We start from the raw sequence: 20265 nt of genomic DNA, 5'->3' as shown, positions 1-20265 counted from the left end.
AAATGCCCTTAAAAAGCGACCTTTAAAGAGAAAGCACTGCTTTTATTATAGTAAGATACTCTTAAAGAAACCATACATAAAAAAGGAGAGCAAATGCCTCGCTCTCCTTTTTCCACATCAGTGCAGAATCTTCCGCCTAGATTACATTATTCACCTAATTCTAGTCGAATGTCTTGTAGGCGCTCTTGCGCCTGTTTCACAATTGATTCTAAAATAGACTTACATGGTTTGATGTCTTTCACCAAACCTGCAATTTGTCCGCTCATCATTGAACCATGAACTGTATCACCTTCATAGACAGCCTTAGATAGGGAACCGATCGTAATTTCTTCCAGTTCCTCTCGGTTTGTACCTTTCTGCTCTAATTCAATATAGTGATCTGTCATCTCATTGCGAATACAACGAACTGGCGCTCCCGCGATGCGACCTGTAACCGCAGTCGCTGTATCACTTGCCGCCAAAATAGCTTCTTTATAGGCTGGAGAAATTGGACATTCTTCTGAAGCAAGAAAAACTGTTCCCATTTGAACTCCTTGTGCACCTAGGGCAATCGCAGCAGCCAGCCCTCGGCCATCTGCCACACCTCCGGCAGCAATGACCGGAATTGATACCGCATCAACGATTTGCGGGATAAGAGCCATTGTATTGGTCTCTCCTATATGCCCACCAGCTTCTGAACCCTCAGCGATTACAGCATCAACTCCCAATTCTTCCATTTTTTGAGCATGCTTGACACTGGCAATAACTGGAATAACCTTGATTCCTGCTTCTTTCAAGTAAGGCATGATATGCTTAGGTGTTCCTGCACCTGTAGTTACCACCGGAACCTTTTCTTCGATGATAACAGTCACAATATCCTTGATGTTTTTCATCATCAACATAATGTTGACACCAAAAGGCTTATCTGTCAACTTTCTCAATTCACGAATTTCTTCTCGCAACTGCTCTCCAGTCATACCACCTGACGCAATAATTCCTAGTCCTCCAGCCTCAGAAACAGCTGCTGCTAGTTGATAGTGGGAGATTTGAGCCATGGCCCCTTGGAAAATTGGATATTGAATCTGTAAAAGTTTTGTAATTGACATATGAGTCCTCCTTTTATTTTCTGTTGATTCTTGTTGGCAAATGGATGCATAGTGCACCAATATCCCCGTCAACAAGAAAATGTTACATTTGTCTCCTCATATTCTGCTATCCTAAAAAGTCTGGCTTACGATCCTGCTCATCTGTAAAAGGAATAAGTGGGGGGCGAGAACGTAGAACATAATCTACCAACTCCTTCCCTTCCTTATCAAACTCTACCACCGCGAAAAATTGATCATGATAAAAGAAAAACTTGTAATGATTCTCAAAAGCCTGACGCAACCATTTCTCTTTGGCTAAAATGGATTTCATAGGATAATCATCTACTGCTGGAACCCAGAGAGGATTTCGATGAACATGTGATAACATCAAGTCCCCCATGTGGATCATCGTATCTTTCCCCTGTTTGAGCAAGATAATACTGTGGCCATTGCTGTGACCACTTGTGTGAATCATTTGGATTTCTGGAATGACATTGATATACTCTGAGAAAGTCGTCACCTGATCTTGAATCGGTTCCCAATTCTCTCTCAGATAAGTTCCTCGTGTTCGATTATTAGGGTTTCTCATCTCATACCATTCGACATCATTCACAATAATCTTGGCATTTGAATACTTGGAAACCAACTCTCCTTGATCATTCACACGCGTCAAGCCACCAGAATGATCATGATGCATATGTGTCATCAGCACGATGTCAATATCTTCAGGCGATAGTCCTAAAAGAGATAAACTTTCTTCTACCCGACTTTCAGTTAAGATTCCTAAGTTGCGCCTTTGTTTATCAGATAATTTTGCTGTATCAAAACTTGCATCTATCAAGTAATTTTTACCCTTGTACTGGATCAAAATAGGATCCGTCAATTCTGCCATCATATTAGCATCATTTGTTGGGTAGTAACGAGACCACACAACTTTCGGAACCGGACCAAAAAGAGTCCCTGCATCCGTCAATTTATCGGCTCCACGTAGCCATGTCAGTTTCATATCATGAAATTGATATTCCTGTAAGGTGAGTTCTGTCATGCTTTACTCCTTTATCCATTGGGCTGCTATTCTTTTACGAATCGAATCCCCAGATTTTCCATAGATTTCAATCGTTTTGGCATCCTTTAGATAACGGTCTATGGGGATGTCATCCAAGGTTTGAAGAGGTCCAATTAATCTAATAATTTCCTCAGAAATCTCAATTGCTACTTTTGTCGTATAAAGTTTTATCTGAGATACAAAGAGAGAATCCGCCTTCATCCTATCCTTGTAGGAAGCAAAGTAAGATTCAGCCGCACACAGCTTAGTATACAAGTCTGCGAATTGATGTTGATAGACTGTCGCATCGATTAATGGTTTCCCAAATCTTCTTTTGACCTTTACAAAAGCCAGACCTGTTTCAAAAGCTCCCTCAGAGATACCAATAGAGATAGCGCTTAATCCTAGCTGTAATTTTTTGATAATATCATTTAACTGAGTTTCCCCATTTAGCGTCAATCCTAGAAGACTATCTTCTGGCAATATGACCTGATCAAAAGTTACCGAATTCACAGGCAAACCCTGTAAACCAGGTTTTGCAATATCATCTCCAAAAGCAACTCCCGGTCGAGTCGTATCAACAATGAAAAATCCGTATCCATATTCTCCGTTAGCTTCTTGAACCTTGGCTAAGATTAACAAAATATCTGTATAGCGGCAATTTGATACAATTGACTTCTTCCCAGTTAAAGACCAACCTGTTTCTGTTTTCCTTGCAGTTGTTGCAATAACCTCCAAGCTGTCCATCAATTTTCCTTCAGAAAATCCCAAGCCAGCTAAGATTTCTCCCCTTACTAATGGTTCTACATAACGCGATTTTTGTTCCTGACTCCCATATCGTAAAATAGGATAGATACCATAACATGCCTGAGTTAGTAGAACAGCAGAAAAAGCAGGAAAATCTTTTGAAATCAAGCGAATAAAGGTTAAAAACTCGGTTCTCAAAACAGAATCTTGACTATCTAAAAGCAAGGAAAAGATATCAAATTGCTCAATAAACTGATAAAGCAATTCTCTAGGGAACTGTTGTTCATCCTCATGAGACTTGAAATAGTCCCGAATCAACACTTTCACGTCTGCCTTCAATTCTCGCGCCAGCACGTCATTATAGGTCATCGCATTCACCTCATCTTAGTTGTCAGAAAACGGTTGGTAATAATCTTTCAACAATTCTTCATACACATAAGACTCTACTTCATTGTAGGAGTTTTTATAGGGTCTACAAAACCAAATATTAAATGGAATCGGATCTTTGAATCTAACCGCCTTAAAACGACTCTTATCCACAAAATATTCAACCGGCCTTGGCAAAAGGGCAATCAAATCTGTCTGATGAGTTGATTCAACTAGGAAGTCCCAAGTAGAGGAAAGATAAGCAAATTTAGCCTCAATTCGTTGTGAACGAAGTTTTTCTGTCACTAAATCATAAGTCGTAAATGTTTTGTTGAAGGTTGCCAATTCATAACCAGCAATATCAGACCATTCCAACAAGCTTTTCTGAGCCAACGGATGATCCTTATCCATATAAGCAACGTATTCATCCAATTGAATGATATGTTGTTCATATTTTTTAGCATCCAGGCTCGTAGGCTCTATCAGAATAGAGAGATTCAAATCTCCATCAACCATTTTTTGACGAATTTCCTTCCCTCCACCTTCCGTAACCTGGATATGGATATGAGGATTATTTTTCAGAAAATGAGGCAAGGCACTAGCAAAATAAACTCGTAAAATCAAGGACGGAATACCAAAATTAATGGTGCCTTTTTGCTTTTGAGCTTCTATATGGATCATGGAAAGCATTTCTTCATGTCGATTCACAATCTCGGTCGCATAACGATAAATTTTGCGTCCCGCCTCTGTTAAACTTTCTAATCTTCCATTCTTGCGATTGAATAATTGAACCCCTTCAGCTGCTTCAAAATTTGTCACAAATTGACTCAAGGCTGATTGACTAATGTGAATCTTCTTTGCAGCAATGGAAAGGTTGCATCCGCATTCTATGATATTGATGAAATAGTTCATTTGGATAATATCCACTTACCCATCACCTAGCTTTCCTTCACTATTTTAGTAAGTCAATTAGACAACTATTCTAGTGTTTGATAGTTGTCTACTGACTTTTTATCGAAATAACATTTCGAATACTTCATTTTAACGCTGTATATAAAGCGCTTACAATACTATCTGGTTTATATCATAACACACTAAGTAGAAAATAGCTCTTTTTTTGCTTAAATCGGCATTGTTTTCAGGTCTTCTGAGACAATGACTTCCCCAGCTGTTTTTTCAAGAACTTCTTCTAATGTCACACCAGGAGCCAGCTCTTTCAACAGGAATTTACCATCTTTGAATCCAAAAACAGCTAATTCTGTGATGACAAGATCCAATACTCCTTTAGCTGAAAGTGGCAAGGTACATTCTTTCAACAACTTAGATTCCCCATCAGCAGTTGTATGTTGGATAGCCCCGATTACGCGCTTAGCTCCTACCAATAAGTCCATTGCGCCACCCATACCAGGAGCAAATTTCCCTGGGATAATCCAGTTCGCAATGCTTCCATCTTGGCTGACTTCAAGAGCTCCAAGAACGGTTGCATCCACGTGTCCACCACGAATAATGGCAAAGGAAGTTTGTAGATCAAACAAGGCTGCTCCTGGCAACAATGTAATAGGAGCTCCACCAGAGTTCGCTAAATTGGCATTATAGTTGTCCTTGGTAGGTGTTTCCCCAAATCGAAGAGCGCCATTTTCTGCCTGTAAAATAACATTTACACCTTCAGGAATGTAATCAGCAGAGGCATTTGGAATCCCAAAACCAAGATTGACCACATCTCCATCTTTAAATTCAAGTGCTACACGTCTTGCGATAATCTCTTTTGCTTTCATTTTACTTCACCCCCGCCAGTTTCTTTGTCTCTGTCCACAGATCTCCCATCATCTGATGATGCTCTTGTGGTGTCAATCCTTGAACGACATAGTCAACTAGGATACCAGGGATGTAAATATCATTTGGATCAATTTCTCCGACTTCAACCAATTCGTTTGTCTCAACAATAACTGTGTCAGCTGCTAGAGCGAGTTGAAGGGAGATGTTTTTAGTAGTCCCATCCAGATAAAGGTTGCCATACTTATCCGCCTTTGTAGCTTTAATCAAGGCAACATCAATCTTCAATGGATCATAAATCAAATATTCTTTTCCATTTCGAGTCACTTTTTCGTGTTCATCTTCAAGAATTGTTCCTACACCTGTTGGTGTTAAGACTGCTCCAAGGCCAGCGCCCGCAGCATGCAAGCGTTCTACGACAGTTCCCATCGGAGTGAACTCCACTTTCATGGCTCCCGAGAAATAATCATGCTGAGCAGCAGCGGATGTCCCTACATGGGCTGCAATGTACTTTGTAACCTGATGGTTTTCACAAAGTCGACCAACTCCAACTTCCTTACCGGGTTGAGAGGTTACAACAGACACCAAGGTCAAATCTTGCTGGTTTTGACGAACCAGTTCCTCAATTAACTCTAGTGGCTCTCCCACTCCGAGAAAACCAGAAATACCAACTTTATCTCCTGAATGAATCAAGGAAATAGCTTCAGACAATGTTACAACTTTCATAACCTATCTCCTCTCTTATTTACGTTGAAAGACAGCTTTGCGTTTTTCAACAAAAGCGCGCATTCCTTCTACCTTATCTTCTGTTGAGAAGAGTAGAGCTTCCGCTTCTGTTTCCAAACGAATAGCATTTTTCAGAGGGAGTTCTGAGCCAACTTGGATAATATGTTTAGCTTTTTCAACTGCTAGCGGTGCATTTTTCATAATCGCTCCTGCCAGCTCTTCTGCCGCAGGCAATAGTTCTTCTGCTGCTACCAACTTGTTAAGAATTCCAAGATCATATGCTTCTTGTCCGTTAACCATTCTAGCAGTAAAGATTAATTCCTTTGTTTTGCTAGTACCAATCAAACGAGACATTCTTTGAGTACCTGCAAAACCAGGAATGATTCCCAAGCCAACTTCAGGGAAACCAACCATTGTCTTGTCATAGCCGATTCGGATATCAGTTGAAAGAGCTAATTCTAGACCGCCTCCCAAAGCATACCCATTCAATACTGAAATAGTTGGTTGAGTCAATTCAGATAAACGGGTAAAGGTGTCGTTCGCATAGGTCATGTATTCATGAGCCTGAATTGGAGACATTTGGTCCATCTCTTTAATGTCTGCTCCAGCGACAAATGCTTTTTCCCCTTTACCAGTCACGATGACAACACGAATGTCCTCGCTAGCTTCAATTTGGTCTAAAACGAGATTCAAATCCTTTAAGACTTCTGAACTTAAAGCGTTCAAAGCCGATGGACGGTTAATTGTTAGATAGCCAAGACCATTCTTAACCTCTAATAAAACAGTTTTACTCATTGTTTTGCTCCTACTTGATTTATTTTGAGTACAGAGTACAGCGTCAACAAATACCAACACAAAATGTAAGAGCTTACATTTTTATCATAATCCTTTTTTCCCTATCCGTCTACTTAATCTTTATTTATAGACCTATAAGTCCATCTTATAGAATAGAGCCATTCAATCTATCCTCAAAGTCTTAGGAAAAGCAAAAATACCTTATCAGGCACTTTCGGAGAAAGACACTTGATAAGGTATGTAACTATGAGATCGGATCAATATCTCATTTTGTAATCGTAATATTGAAAAAGAGGAAATGACGTTCAGTTTTCTAATAACTAACGTTCAACGATGAGGGCTGTTCCCATCCCTCCTCCGATACAGAGAGTAGCTAAACCAGTTTTAGCATCACGTTTCATCATCTCATGTACCAGAGTCACTAGGATACGGCAACCTGAAGCTCCAATTGGGTGACCAAGAGCAATCGCGCCACCATTGACATTGACAATATCAGTATTGAAACCAAGTGTTTTCCCAACCGCACAAGCCTGAGCAGCAAAGGCTTCATTTGACTCGATCAAGTCAAGATCATCAACTGTCAAATTACCTTTTTCAAGAGCTTTACGGGTCGCATAAATCGGTCCACATCCCATAATCTTAGGATCCAAACCTGCACTTGCATACGAACGAATGCGCGCAATGACTGGAAGTCCTAATTCTTCAGCTTTTTCAGCACTCATGACCAAGACAGCCGCCGCTCCGTCATTGATACCTGAGGCATTTCCCGCTGTAACAGAACCGTCTTTTTTGAAAACAGGACGTAGCTTAGACAGACTCTCCAAGCTAGCATCTTTTCTAGGAAATTCATCTGTATCAAAGATGATAGGATCGCCTTTGCGTTGAGGAATGACCACCGGAACAATCTCTTCCTTAAAACGTCCAGATTCTATAGCCGCCACTGCTCGTTTTTGAGATTCCAAAGCAAGCGCATCTTGATCATCCCGGCTAATACCATATTCTTCTGCCACATTCTCAGCTGTAATCCCCATATGGTATTCGTTAAAGGCATCAGACAAACCGTCCTTAATCATGGTATCTACCACTTTCGAATCTCCCATACGTCCACCCCAACGGAAGCTTGGCAAAACATATGGAGCCTGGCTCATGTTTTCTGCACCACCAGCCACGACAATATCTGCATCTCCGCACTGAATCGCTTGAGCAGCTAACTGCACTGCCTTCAAACCGGAACCACAAACCTTATTAATGGTAAAGGCTGGTGTAAATTCAGGAAGCCCAGCATGAATACTCATTTGGCGAGCCACGTTTTGGCCTAAACCTGCGCCTAGGACATTCCCCATAATCACTTCATCTACCTGTTCTGGTTTAATATTCGCTTTTTCCAAAGCACTCTTAATGACCAAAGATCCCAAATCAACAGCAGAAACATTCTTCAAGCTCCCGCCAAAGGAACCTAAAGGTGTTCGCACTGCCGAAACAATAACTACGTCTTTCATGACTACCTCCATCAGTGTCTAGTAAGTAAAGAATCCTTCTTTTGTCTTCCGTCCCAATTTTCCTGCTTCGACCATTTTCTTAAGAAGAGGGGCAGGACGGTATTTTTGATCACCAAACCCTTGGTTTAGGACGACCATAATAGCCAAACAAACATCCAACCCAATCAAGTCAGCAAGAGCCAAAGGTCCAATAGGATGATTTGCACCAAGTTTCATCGCTTCATCGATTTCCTCGGCACTAGCCACTCCCTCACCTAGAATGTAAACGGCTTCATTGATCATAGGAATCAAAATTCTGTTCACAACAAAACCATAAGAATCTTTAACATCAACTGGTGTTTTACCAATTTTCACTGTCAATTCACGAACCGCCTGAACCACTTCTTCTGAAGTCTGCAAGGCCTTAATAACCTCTACCAGTTTCATGATTGGGGCAGGATTAAAGAAGTGCATTCCAATCACGCGCTCCTGATGTTTAGTAGCAGCAGCTATATCCGTGATTGACAAAGAGGATGTGTTTGATGCTAAGATAGTTTTAGGATCTGTCAATTCATCCAATTGTTTGAAAATATTCAACTTAATCTCACGATTCTCAGTTGCAGCTTCAATCACCAATTGGACTTGTTTCGCATCTTCATATGAAACAGATGGAAGCAAATTGGCTAATACCTGATCCTTCTCATCCGCAGACATCCGTCCTTTTTCAACTGAACGTTCCAATTGTTTTGTGATATTATTCAAGCCTCTTTGAACAAATTCTTCTTTAATATCGTTTAAGTAAACTGTAAAACCAGCCTGAGCAAATACTTGAGCAATTCCGCTTCCCATTTGACCAGAACCAATAATCATCACCTTAGATATCATTATTTTCTCCTTCTTATTTTACAAAAATCCAGTGCATGAAGCAAGGACTATTGAACAGAAATCCTTCAATCGCCCTTCTGACATTAAACAAAGGCACCTAGTCCAGTAATCTCACGACCAACAATCAAGGCATTCACTTCGTGTGAACCTTCATAGGTATAGATTGATTCAGCATCTGCAAAGAAACGAGCAACGTCTGTCTCAAGTGTAATACCATTACCTCCGCAAGTTTCACGAGCAAGGGCAACTGTTTCGCGCATCACCAAGGAATTGTGCATCTTAGCAAGAGCAGAGTTAAGCATCAATTCATTACCTTTCTCTTGCATCTCAGCAATACGAGTTGAATAAGCAATAACTGCTACAGCATTTGCTTGCATACGAGCCAATTTTTCTTGAACAATTTGGAATTTGGCAATTGGACGTTTGAACTGTTCACGATCTTTAGCATATTTAAGAGCTGCTACATAAGATCCACAAGTCACTCCCATAGCAATGTGAGCAACGTCCGCACGAGTGAAGGTCAAGATACGGGCTACATCACCAAAACCATTGATATTTACCAAACGGTCTGAATCTGGAACCTCTACATTCTTCATAGTAATATGGCCATTGCGGACACAACGAAGAGCAATCTTATGTGGGATTGGTTCCGCATGATATCCAGGAGCTCCCTTACGAACGATAAAGCATTTCACCTTGCCATCCGCAACATCACGAGCAAATACAGGAACGACATCCGCAGTATCTGAACCACCAATCCAGCGTTTTTCACCATTTAGAATCCACTTGTCTCCAACACGTTCTGCAGTAGTCGCAAGTCCTCCAGCAATATCAGAACCTGAAAGAGGTTCAGTTAAAGCGAAGCAACCTTGCCAATCAAATGCAGCTAGTTTTGGAAGAAATTCTTTTTGTTGACGCTCATCACCACCCAAGAGAATTGTGTTGTAGCAAAGTCCGCCATGAACGGTGTAGAATGTTGCAATAGAAGCATCGAAGCGAGCAAGTTCAAGATACAAGAAAGCAATATAAAGTTCAGAAGGTTTCCAGCTACCCTCACGTCCCTCAAACAATTTTGGATTGTTCATAATTTGAGCGCCCTTAGCTACAGCATAGAATTCTTCAAAAGGAAAATCAGGTTTTTCCCAGTATTCATTAATAACCGGACGGAGATGTTTCTCAATCAAACGGCGAGTTTCTTGTAAAACCTCTGCTTCTCCCAAAGTTAGACCATCCGCATAGTGAAAAAGGTCTTCAGGATATAGTTCGCGTAAAATTTCTTCTTTTGTTGCCATAGTTATGACTCCTTTATTTGTTATAAGAGCGCTTACATTTTTGTATTCGCTATTTGTTGACAACCCCATTCTATCCCTTAGGGTATTATTTTGTCTACTTAATAAATATAAACACCCCTATAAGTTCAGATTATAGGGGCTGATTCTGACTGTTTATCAAGGATTTCCTCGTTTTTCTACTTACTTAGGCACAAGAAAAAGTGGTTTACAAATCAGTAAACCACTTTTGTTAGTTATTTCAATTTTATGATTCTTTTACTTCGAGCAAACCAACTTCACCATCTTCACGACGATACAAAACATTTGTTGTTTGATCTTCTACGTCTACATAGATAAAGAAATCATGTCCCAACAAATCCATTTGAAGAAGGGCTTCTTCTAAATCCATTGGCTTCAAATCAATTTGTTTTGAACGAACAACTTTTGGTTGCACAACATTTGCATCCTCAACTAGAGCATCTGTAAAGAGTTGACTTGTCGCAACTTTATTTTTATTCTTACGTTCGATTTTAGTCTTATTTTTACGAATCTGACGTTCAATTTTATCTGTTACAAGATCGATAGAACCATACATATCTTGAGAAATATCTTCAGCACGAAGAGTGATAGATCCAAGTGGAATTGTTACCTCAACCTTTGCTGTTTTTTCACGGTAAACTTTCAAGTTCACACGTGCATCCAACTCCTGCTCAGGTTGGAAATACTTTTCGATCTTTTCGAGTTTAGAAACTACATAATCACGAATTGCTTCTGTTACTTCTAGGTTTTCACCACGGATACTATATTTAATCATATAAGTACCTTCTTTCTAAACATTTTTGTTTTTCTAACTATATTATAACGCTTTCATTTTCATTTTGCAAATTTTTTCCTCATCTTACAAGGGAAAAAGTTTTAACTTCCAAAGCACCTGCTTCTGCCAAAAGTCGTTTCACACGATTCACAGTTGCCCCTGTTGTATAGATGTCATCAATCAGCAAAATCTTCTTAGGAAGTGAGATTCCATCTTTAATAAAAAATGGAATTTCAGTAGCCAACCTTTCTAAACGGCTTTTAGAAGAACTAGCACTCTCTTCTCTTTTTCCTAGTATATCTTTAAAAGAAAAGCCTGCTGCCTCAACCAAACCCTCGACTTGGTTAAACCCCCTCTCAAGCAATCTTTCAGGACTTAGGGGAATGATAACAAATTGATAACCTCTATACTTTTTCAGTTCCTCAGCAAGAACGGAAGCAAAAACTTTTCTAAGCAAAAAATCACCATCAAACTTATATCGACTGAAAAAGTCTTTCATAGCTTGATTATAGGTAAAGATTGCCTTATGATCAACCTGAATTCCTTCTTTACACCAAAGTTTACAATCTTGACACTTAGTTGACATGCCTGTTTTCATACAGTTTGGGCAATAATTCTCACCAATCCTCTCAAAACTAGAAGCACAAGCTGAGCAAAGATAACTGCAATCATCCTTCAAAAGGAAGAGACTGCTAAATGTCAGCTCACTCTTTGTAGTCTGGCCACATAATAAACAGTTCATAACCCTGCCTCCTTATTCATATTCTTGATTTCCTTGATTGCCTTTTTGATGGAAGCATTTAATCCATCATGAAAGAAGAGCAACTCACCAGTTGGTCTGTCCATACTGCGTCCAACTCGCCCTCCAATCTGAATCAAGCTAGACTTGGTAAAGAGTCGATGATTAGCTTCTACTACGAAAACATCCACACAAGGGAAGGTAACCCCGCGTTCCAAGATTGTCGTACTGATCAGTATTGTTAGTTCTCCATCTCGAAAAGCTTGCACCTGCTCTAATCGGTCTTCTGTCACAGAAGACACAAAGCCGATATTCTCATTCGGGTACTGCTCCTTCAAGATTTCTTTTAGTTTTTCGCCTTTCTTAATCTCTGATGCAAAAATCAGTAAGGGATAACCTGTTCTTCTCTGTTTCTCAATATAAGTCTTTAACTTGGTTGACAATTGATTTTTCTCTAAACAGCGATTAAAGTCTGATAACCAAACTGGCTTTGGAATAATCAATGGATTTCCATGAAACCGTCTTGGCAAGCTTAATCGTTTTAATTCCCCTGTGCGAACCTTCCTATCTAACTCATCTGTAGAAGTTGCCGTAAGGAATATCCTCAATCCATCCTCCTTTACACTATTCTTTACAGCATAGTAAAGCATAGTGTTGTCAACATAAGGAAAGGCATCTACCTCATCCACTATCAACAAATCAAAAGCATGATAAAATTTTAATAACTGATGAGTTGTTGCAACTACTAAGGGAGTTCGAAAATAGGGCTCTGATTCGCCATGGAGTAGCGCTATATCGCAAGCAAAGTCATTCTGCAGTCGCTTATACAGTTCTAAACACACATCAATTCGAGGACTGGCCAAACAAACTGCACCACCATCATCAATCACTTTAGCCACAACTTGATAAATCATCTCTGTCTTTCCAGCTCCTGTCACAGCGTGAACCAAGGTTGGCTCTTGCTTGTCTACCGCCTGAAGCAGTCCCTCTGACACTTTTTCTTGAAAAGGTGTTAACTGACCACGCCATTTGAGGACGTCTTGCTTAGGAAAATCCTCTTGAGGAAAATAGTATAAAGCTTGATCACTCCTGACTCTCTTCATCAGTAAACACTCCCTACAATAGTAAGCGCCGATAGGCAAATACCATTCTTCTAGAATCAAACTATTACAACGTTGACAAAACAGTTTCCCCTTCTCTTTTCTCATTGCTGGCAGTCTCACTGCTTCCTGTCGTTCTTCTTCCGTTAATTCTTTCTCAGTAAACAAGCGACCGAGATAATTTGGATTTACTTTCATACTTTAATATTCGTAAAAATATAGCGCTTTAGGTAATTTTTTAGTACAATTAAATCATGGAATTTAGAACAATTAAAGAGGATGGGCAGGTCCAAGAAGAAATCAAAAAATCACGCTTTATCTGTCATGCCAAGCGTGTCTATAGTGAAGAAGAAGCTCGTGACTTTATCACTGCTATCAAAAAAGAACACTACAAAGCCACCCATAACTGCTCTGCTTTTATTGTAGGGGAACGCAGTGAGATCAAGCGTACGAGTGATGATGGCGAACCTAGTGGTACTGCTGGAGTCCCTATGCTTGGCGTCTTAGAAAATCATAATCTTACCAATGTCTGCGTAGTAGTTACTCGTTACTTTGGTGGAATTAAGTTAGGCGCTGGAGGTTTGATTCGTGCTTACGCAGGAAGTGTAGCCTTGGCTGTCAAAGAAATTGGCATTATTGAAATCAAAGAACAGGCTGGCATAGCCCTTCAGATGTCTTACGCTCAGTATCAAGAATATGGCAATTTTCTTAAAGAACATCATCTCATGGAGCTGGATACAAACTTTACAGATCAAGTTGATACAATGATTTATGTTGATAAGGAAGAGAAAGAAAATATCAAGTCTGCTCTTGTAGAGTTTTTTAATGGAAAGGTTACTTTAACAGATCAAGGTTTACGAGAAGTTGAAATTCCTGTAAACTTAGTGTAAACAAAGGAGAAATACATGGCGTTTGGGAAATTTATTCAAGGACTTGCTGGTAACTTTAGCGAGCAAAATAAAGATACTCTTATCAAAGAATATGGTCAATATCTACTAGAGAACGAAGAAATTCAAAGTGGATATAAACTTATCCGCGATTCTATTATCTTTACAAATATCCGTATCATCTTTACAGATAAACAAGGCGCTACTGGTCGTAAGATGTCTGTTAAATCAATCTTTTTGATGAATATTGTTAACGTTGAAATGGAAACTGCTGGAGCAGGTATAGACGATAGTGAGATTACGATCACTTATTTAGAGAATGTCTTTCTAAAAGCACATAATGAGCATTTTAGTGCTCATAAATTTGAATTCCCTAAGAAAACGGATATTGTTCCACTTTATACATATTTATTAGAATTAGCTTATCACAATCGCTTGAAAATTAATGGCTTAGACCTTTGATATAAAAAAATCCTATCACTTTGATAGGATTTCTATATTTTACAAATAGCCGAGAGCACGTTATACTAGTATCATCTTATATAAAGAGGTATATCTATGACTATTTATAACAATATCACTGAACTAATCGGACAAACACCAATTGTTAAACTCAACAATATCGTTCCAGAAGGTGCCGCAGATGTTTATGTAAAACTTGAAGCTTTTAACCCTGGATCGTCAGTAAAAGACCGTATTGCCCTTAGCATGATTGAAAAGGCTGAACAAGATGGTATTCTAAAACCCGGTGCTACTATTGTTGAAGCAACAAGTGGGAATACTGGAATCGGACTTTCTTGGGTTGGTGCTGCTAAAGGATATAAAGTTGTTATCGTCATGCCTGAAACGATGAGTGTGGAACGACGTAAGATTATCCAAGCCTATGGTGCTGAACTCGTCCTTACTCCTGGTAGCGAAGGAATGAAAGGAGCAATTGCCAAAGCTCAGGAAATCGCTGCTGAACGTGACGGATTCCTTCCGCTCCAGTTTAATAACCCAGCTAATCCTGAAGTACACGAAAGAACAACAGGAGCTGAAATACTAGCTGCTTTCGGTTCTGATGGACTAGATGCCTTTGTGGGTGGTGTCGGTACTGGTGGAACAATCTCAGGCGTTTCTCATGCACTTAAAGCAGCAAATTCTAACATTCAAGTTTTTGCAGTTGAAGCTGATGAATCTGCGATTTTGTCTGGTGAAAAACCAGGACCTCACAAAATTCAAGGTATCTCAGCTGGATTTATTCCTGAAACACTCGATACAAAGGCCTATGACGGTATTGTCCGTGTAACCTCAGATGATGCTCTTGCACTTGGTCGTGAGATTGGCGGAAAAGAAGGCTTCCTTGTTGGAATTTCTTCAGCTGCAGCGATTTACGGGGCAATTGAGGTTGCTAAGAAATTAGGTACAGAGAAGAAAGTTCTTGCTTTAGCACCAGATAACGGCGAACGTTATTTGTCTACAGCACTCTACGAATTTGAAGTGTAGTCTCCTAAATGCACTTAGCCCTTATTAAAGGGCTTTTTATATACTCATATAGAGCCTATTCTCTAAAACAAAGTTTTGGGGCAGATAAAGGCTTGCTGGGGTTACACGAGATGTAATCTGAGAGGTAAGCGTCAAGTGAGAATTAACATGGGATTCATACTCATGGCCAATAACCTCTTAAAATACAATAAGAGAAGGAGTCAAAATTAAAAAGCTAGAGTTCCTCAATTGGAAACCTCTAGCTTTTTTGTGGCTGAGAACTATTTTGTTTCAGATTCTTTAGTTATTCAAGGCTGCTGCCATTGTAGCTGCAACTTCAGCTTCAAAATCATTTGCAGCTTTTTCGATACCTTCACCAACTTCAAAGCGAGCGAACTCAACTACTGAAGCGTTAACTGAATCAAGGTAGGCTTCAACCGTCTTGCTGTCATCCATGATGTATACTTGTGCAAGAAGTGTGTATGCTTGGTCAACTTTAGTGTTGTCAAGCATGAAGCGATCCATTTTACCTGGGATGATTTTATCCCAGATTTTTTCCGGTTTGCCTTCTGCAACCAATTCAGCTTTGATATCTTCTTCAGCTTGAGCAATCACTTCATCAGTCAATTGAGCTTTTGATCCATATTTCAAGTGTGGAAGAGCTGGTTTACCAACCATTGCACGGCTATCATTATCTTGGTCAATCACGTGGTTCAATTGTGCCAACTCATCTTTAACGAACTGCTCATCCAATTCTTTGTAAGAAAGAACTGTTGGTTTCATCGCAGCAATGTGCATTGAGATTTGTTTAGCAAGCGCTTCGTCTCCACCTTCAATAACAGAGATAACACCAATTCGACCACCATTGTGTTGGTATGCTCCAAAGTGTTGCGCATCTGTTTTTTCAAGCAAAGCAAAACGACGGAATGAGATTTTTTCACCGATTGTAGCTGTTGCAGATACATAGGCTGCTTCAAGAGTTTCACCTGAAGGCATTGTCAAAGCAAGTGCTTCTTCGTTGTTCGCTGGTTTACCTTCAGCAATTACTTTAGCTGTTGCATTTACCAACTCAACGAATTGAGCGTTTTTCGCAACGAAGTCAGTTTCAGCATTTACTTCAACTACTGCTGCAACGTTACCGTTAACAAATACACCAGTCAAACCTTCAGCTGCAACACGGTCAGCTTTCTTAGCTGCCTTAGCCATACCTTTTTCACGAAGCAATTCGATTGCTTTTTCGATATCACCTTCAACTTCAACCAATGCTTTCTTAGCGTCCATAACACCAGCACCAGATTTTTCACGCAACTCTTTAACAAGTTTAGCTGTAATTTCTGCCATTTTGATTCTCCTATATTTTTTAAAAATAGGAGAGCCGGGCTAAGCCCCGCCCTCCTAGGTAATGATTACTTATTTGAATTAAGCGTTGTCGCCTTCTACAACTTCAACGATTTCTTCGATTGAGTCAGCTTGAGCTTCTGAAGCTTCAAATTCTGCTTCAACTGCTGCTGCATCTTCACCTTGACGTCCTTCGATGATAGCGTCAGCCAATTTAGCTGTGATCAATTTAACCGCGCGGATAGCGTCATCGTTAGCTGGGATGATTACATCGATATCGTCTGGATCAGTGTTTGTGTCAACCATCGCTACAACTGGGATTCCCAATTTTTTAGCTTCTTTAACAGCGATTTGTTCTTTATGTGGGTCAACTACGTACATTACATCTGGGATACGAGGCATGTCTTCGATACCACCCAAGAATTTTTCAAGACGTGCACGTTGTTTGTTAAGAAGTGCAACTTCTTTCTTAGGAAGAACATCAAAGATTCCTTCTTCTTCCATGCGTTTGATTTCTTTCAAACGAGCAATACGTTTTTGGATAGTTCCCCAGTTCGTAAGAGTTCCACCCAACCAACGGTGGTTGATGTAGTATTGACCTGAACGTTCTGCTTCTTCCTTAACAGCATCAGCAGCTTGTTTCTTAGTACCAACAAACAATACAACTGCATCGTTAGCCGCAGCATCACGCATGAAGTCGTATGCTTGGTCAGCGTATTTTACAGTTTGTTGCAAGTCGATAACGTGGATTCCGTTACGTTCAGTGAAGATGTACTTAGCCATCTTAGGGTTCCAGCGACGAGTTTGGTGACCAAAGTGTACACCAGCCTCAAGAAGTTGTTTCATTGAAATTACTGCCATGAGTATTTCTCCTTTTTGTTTTTTTCCTCTTCTTGATTTCAACTTGCAAAACGACCCGAGGGCAACAGTTTCACAATTCATCAAGAATGAGTATTATCGTTTACACGACAAGTTTCATTCTACCACATTTTAGCGATATTTTCAAGTGATTTTGATAGATTTCGATCTTGCTCTCGATTAAAAATAATAAAAGAGGCTCAAATCGAGCCTCTTCGTTTCATTCATTAGTTTGGATAAATGTAAGTAACATAACCTTCAGATGTTGTAGTTGGGTTGAACCATCCACGTTTGTTACCGATTGTACGATCTCCACCATAGTTTGATTCTGATACTTGAATACGAGTAGTTGAATCAACTGCTGTAACAACCGCTACGTGTCCATAGCCACCATCATTCCAACATGCAATCGCACCAACTTGTGGTTGAGAACCAGTACGGAAACCTGCAGCTGCTGCACTTGTAGCCCACTGTGCTCCGTTACCCCAGTAATCTCCAGCCCAAGGTGCTAATGTTTTAGCTCCCCAAGTACATTCACCAGTTGGATAACTTGAAGCATTTGTACTGTATGTTGGACGTTGTCTAGTAGGAGTTGGAGTAGGTGTAGGTGCTGGAGTGTAGCTTGAGTCCTCGTCATCAGATGCTGATGCTGACGTTGATGTAGATGTTGCTTGCACTTGAGCTGAGAAACTTGTGTTTCCAGAAGCAACAACTGATTGTTGTTGACTTGTTTGACGTGCTTTATAAGCTGCCTCTGCTTCAGCTGCTGCTTTCGCTTCTGCCTCTGCTGCTGCTTTTTGTTCCAACAAGGTAGCTTTCTCACCTTCTGCAGTAGCTTTCTCTGCAGCAAGGTTCAACTCAGCAACTTTTAACTCCGCCTGTTTTGTTGTCAATGTCTGTGCATCGTCAGCAAGCGTTTGTTGGTTCGCAATGACAGTATTGATTGCTTCATTATTTGCGACTTGTTTTTCTGAAATTGATTTTTTATCAGCTTTTTGTTGCTCTAACATTTTGTTGTTAGCCGATACAATCTCGCTCATAGCCGCAACACGGGAAATAGCTTCTGTAATTGATTTTGAATTTACAATTGTGTTGATATAGCTAGTTGCAGCACCGTTTGTTTGTGCGCTACGTGCTTGTTTTTCCAAAGATTCATTACGAGCAACAATATTCTTAGAGAGCTCTGTAATTTCTCCTTCGAGTTTTTTAGATTCCGCTTGTAGTGTTTCATTTTCAGCTTGTAAGTTTGCTTGCTGTGTTTGAATGGCTGTAACTTGCGTTTGGATTTCATCTACCTGTTGTTGAGCTTCTTTTTGTTGAGCTGTCAAGTCACTAATCTTACTATCTTGAGCAGCAATTTTTTCATCAGTTGTTTCAGCGTGAACAGTTGTTAACACTGCCACTTGAGACACTAATACTGTACTTAATAAAAGTGACGCTAAGATTTTTTTCTTCATATTGTGTAGATACTCCTTCTATTTAAGACATTACTAGTATACCAAAAAAAGACATAATAAATATTACGCCTTTGTTACATTTTTATTTCTTTCTTATAGATAATATTTTTCAAAAATATATTGGAAAATAAGCATCCATAAAAAGTTTAAAATCATTGATGGGACAAGGCTGTAAACAATGAAAACTGGCATTGATTCTACTGTCAGTCCCATAGCAAGGGCCAGAAGATAACTACCCATATCAAATAGGAAGCTCATCACAACTATTGTTAACATTCTCGTCCAACGGTTCAACAAAGTTACACTATTAAACTTGTGAAGTGAGGCACCTATCAAGATAAATAAAAGTGTCGCAATTCCTATCAAGTGGAAAAAATAGATATCGTACACCAAACCTGCTATACAGCAATAAGCTAAATAGAAGTATTCTGATACCTCAATTGTCTCAAACAAGAGAAATAAAAACAGGAAATGACTTGCTAAGTGAAAATGTGGATAAAAGGATTCTACTAATTGACCAATATGTGCATCAATTAGCACAAGAAAAGGAAGTAAAAAGAAAATACCAACTTGTTTTAACAGTCTCATTGCTAATTCCCCACTAACTCTACCACATGAAGATCTTTAGTATCAGCACTTAACTTTACTGTTACCTCTCGTGTTAGATAATCACTGCTATGAGTTGTAGCAACAACCTCTCCAACAGGAATATCCTTAACATTAAAGTTTCCAAGCCCCCCTGTAGTCACCCTATCTCCGGCACTAATGTCGTTGTTACTGTTTAATTGACTAATTTTAAGAAGTTCGGTTTCTTTGTCATAACCAACGATAATTCCGTAAATTTCAGTAGAACCATGCAAGATTTTAACGGAAATTTTGTCTGAATTTTCGGTGTTTGTCAATAGGTTGATCGTTGTTGAATGATCCTCCACTTTTGAAACACTGCCAATCAAGCCCCCGTTTGCAATGGCCAACATATTTTCAGAAGCACCCTTTGAACTTCCTGCATCTATCGTTAACTCTTGCTTCCAAAATACCGGTGAGCGCGTAATCACATCTGCTGCTAAGTTTTTTGTAGCCTGCAATTTTGACTTCATATCCAGCAACTGACGTAGTTGTTCATTTTCATTTTTTAAACTTTCTGATTGATTAGACTCCACTTCTAGTTTGTAGAGTTGCTTTTTTAAGCTTTCGTTTTCATTGTAAGTCTGCGTCAAATGTCCCAAATCTGATTTGAAAGTATCAAACCACTGAAAGGGTTTTTGGACAATTCTATCTACTAAGGAAATCCCATCTCCTAGTTTTGTCACGATAGCGCTTGAATAGGTTGTCACTAATAGTACAGAAACTGCCAGAACTGTGACAAAAACGATGATTAGATATTTTGATTTTTTAAAACGGTTCATATTCCTACCTTTATACTAAAAATCTGCTACAGTGAGCTTCTTATCAATCCTA

The 20265-nt window shown here is 39.6% G+C and carries 21 protein-coding genes; 3 read left to right on the top strand and 18 right to left on the bottom strand.

Translation table 11 applies throughout. The features are described 5' to 3' along the window. Nucleotides 1-146: 146 nt before the first annotated feature. The 13 genes from EKB01_RS03810 to EKB01_RS03750 form a co-directional block, all read right to left on the bottom strand. Nucleotides 147-1127 carry a nitronate monooxygenase gene (locus EKB01_RS03810; RefSeq protein ID WP_256283325.1) on the bottom strand — a complete coding sequence of 327 codons (981 nt, stop codon included), beginning with the start codon at nt 1125-1127 and terminating at the stop codon, nt 147-149. Nucleotides 1128-1191: 64 nt separating this feature from the next. Next, nucleotides 1192-2109 carry an MBL fold metallo-hydrolase gene (locus tag EKB01_RS03805; RefSeq protein WP_000137959.1) on the bottom strand — a complete coding sequence of 306 codons (918 nt, stop codon included), beginning with the start codon at nt 2107-2109 and terminating at the stop codon, nt 1192-1194. 3 nt (nt 2110-2112) lie between these two features. Further along, nucleotides 2113-3225: an acyl-CoA dehydrogenase gene (locus EKB01_RS03800; protein WP_000221881.1), complete on the bottom strand. Its 1113-nt coding sequence runs from the start codon at nt 3223-3225 to the stop codon at nt 2113-2115. Between the two features lie 15 nt (nt 3226-3240). Next, nucleotides 3241-4149, bottom strand: coding sequence for a LysR family transcriptional regulator (locus EKB01_RS03795; protein WP_000351428.1), 909 nt, complete (start codon nt 4147-4149; stop codon nt 3241-3243). A 194-nt stretch (nt 4150-4343) separates the two neighbouring features. Further along, on the bottom strand, nt 4344-4997 hold the full coding sequence (locus EKB01_RS03790) for a 3-oxoacid CoA-transferase subunit B (RefSeq protein WP_000644731.1): 654 nt from the start codon (nt 4995-4997) through the stop codon (nt 4344-4346). Nucleotide 4998: 1 nt separating this feature from the next. Further along, complete coding sequence (locus EKB01_RS03785) at nt 4999-5721, bottom strand: 3-oxoacid CoA-transferase subunit A (protein WP_000869893.1); 723 nt, start codon at nt 5719-5721, stop codon at nt 4999-5001. 15 nt (nt 5722-5736) lie between these two features. Further along, nucleotides 5737-6516 (bottom strand): enoyl-CoA hydratase-related protein, encoded by a 780-nt coding sequence (locus EKB01_RS03780; RefSeq protein ID WP_167265725.1) that lies wholly within the window; start codon nt 6514-6516, stop codon nt 5737-5739. A gap of 320 nt (nt 6517-6836) precedes the next feature. Continuing rightward, nucleotides 6837-8015: an acetyl-CoA C-acetyltransferase gene (locus tag EKB01_RS03775; protein WP_000656060.1), complete on the bottom strand. Its 1179-nt coding sequence runs from the start codon at nt 8013-8015 to the stop codon at nt 6837-6839. Nucleotides 8016-8033: 18 nt separating this feature from the next. Next, nucleotides 8034-8882, bottom strand: a complete 849-nt coding sequence (locus tag EKB01_RS03770; RefSeq protein ID WP_167266171.1) for a 3-hydroxybutyryl-CoA dehydrogenase — start codon at nt 8880-8882, stop codon at nt 8034-8036. A gap of 80 nt (nt 8883-8962) precedes the next feature. After that, nucleotides 8963-10171, bottom strand: a complete 1209-nt coding sequence (locus EKB01_RS03765; RefSeq protein ID WP_167265723.1) for an acyl-CoA dehydrogenase family protein — start codon at nt 10169-10171, stop codon at nt 8963-8965. 244 nt (nt 10172-10415) lie between these two features. Continuing rightward, the gene (gene raiA / locus EKB01_RS03760) at nt 10416-10964 is read right to left on the bottom strand and encodes a ribosome-associated translation inhibitor RaiA (RefSeq protein ID WP_000599111.1); all 549 of its coding nucleotides are present in this window, start codon (nt 10962-10964) and stop codon (nt 10416-10418) included. Between the two features lie 79 nt (nt 10965-11043). Further along, nucleotides 11044-11706: a ComF family protein gene (locus EKB01_RS03755; protein WP_007520941.1), complete on the bottom strand. Its 663-nt coding sequence runs from the start codon at nt 11704-11706 to the stop codon at nt 11044-11046. Then, on the bottom strand, nt 11703-13001 hold the full coding sequence (locus EKB01_RS03750; RefSeq protein ID WP_007520942.1) for a DEAD/DEAH box helicase: 1299 nt from the start codon (nt 12999-13001) through the stop codon (nt 11703-11705). Before EKB01_RS03750 ends, EKB01_RS03755 begins: the two co-directional genes overlap by 4 nt. Before the next feature lie 56 nt (nt 13002-13057). Here EKB01_RS03750 and EKB01_RS03745 point away from each other — a divergent pair, with 56 nt between their 5' ends. From EKB01_RS03745 to cysK, 3 genes are all read left to right on the top strand, one after another. Then, nucleotides 13058-13693 (top strand): YigZ family protein, encoded by a 636-nt coding sequence (locus tag EKB01_RS03745; RefSeq protein ID WP_167265721.1) that lies wholly within the window; start codon nt 13058-13060, stop codon nt 13691-13693. A gap of 15 nt (nt 13694-13708) precedes the next feature. Next, the gene (locus EKB01_RS03740; RefSeq protein WP_049537937.1) at nt 13709-14152 is read left to right on the top strand and encodes a PH domain-containing protein; all 444 of its coding nucleotides are present in this window, start codon (nt 13709-13711) and stop codon (nt 14150-14152) included. 96 nt (nt 14153-14248) lie between these two features. After that, nucleotides 14249-15175, top strand: coding sequence for a cysteine synthase A (cysK, locus tag EKB01_RS03735; protein WP_167265719.1), 927 nt, complete (start codon nt 14249-14251; stop codon nt 15173-15175). Nucleotides 15176-15454: 279 nt separating this feature from the next. Here cysK and tsf read toward each other — a convergent pair whose 3' ends face one another. The 5 genes from tsf to mreC form a co-directional block, all read right to left on the bottom strand. Continuing rightward, entirely contained in the window at nt 15455-16495 is a 1041-nt protein-coding gene (gene tsf / locus EKB01_RS03730) for a translation elongation factor Ts (RefSeq protein WP_000808088.1), read from the bottom strand. A gap of 78 nt (nt 16496-16573) precedes the next feature. Continuing rightward, nucleotides 16574-17353 carry a 30S ribosomal protein S2 gene (gene rpsB / locus EKB01_RS03725; RefSeq protein WP_000268476.1) on the bottom strand — a complete coding sequence of 260 codons (780 nt, stop codon included), beginning with the start codon at nt 17351-17353 and terminating at the stop codon, nt 16574-16576. A gap of 224 nt (nt 17354-17577) precedes the next feature. Then, nucleotides 17578-18807 carry a CHAP domain-containing protein gene (locus tag EKB01_RS03720; protein ID WP_000727001.1) on the bottom strand — a complete coding sequence of 410 codons (1230 nt, stop codon included), beginning with the start codon at nt 18805-18807 and terminating at the stop codon, nt 17578-17580. A 93-nt stretch (nt 18808-18900) separates the two neighbouring features. Beyond that, nucleotides 18901-19395 carry a rod shape-determining protein MreD gene (gene mreD, locus EKB01_RS03715; RefSeq protein ID WP_001237922.1) on the bottom strand — a complete coding sequence of 165 codons (495 nt, stop codon included), beginning with the start codon at nt 19393-19395 and terminating at the stop codon, nt 18901-18903. 2 nt (nt 19396-19397) lie between these two features. Continuing rightward, nucleotides 19398-20213, bottom strand: a complete 816-nt coding sequence (gene mreC / locus EKB01_RS03710) for a rod shape-determining protein MreC (protein ID WP_001078968.1) — start codon at nt 20211-20213, stop codon at nt 19398-19400. Nucleotides 20214-20265 lie beyond the last annotated feature (52 nt).

It is taken from the genome of Streptococcus sp. CCUG 71758 (genome assembly GCF_011714815.1).
In the GTDB taxonomy this organism is placed as follows: Bacteria; Bacillota; Bacilli; order Lactobacillales; family Streptococcaceae; genus Streptococcus; species Streptococcus halitosis.
This window is presented reverse-complemented; position numbering and strand designations above follow the sequence as displayed.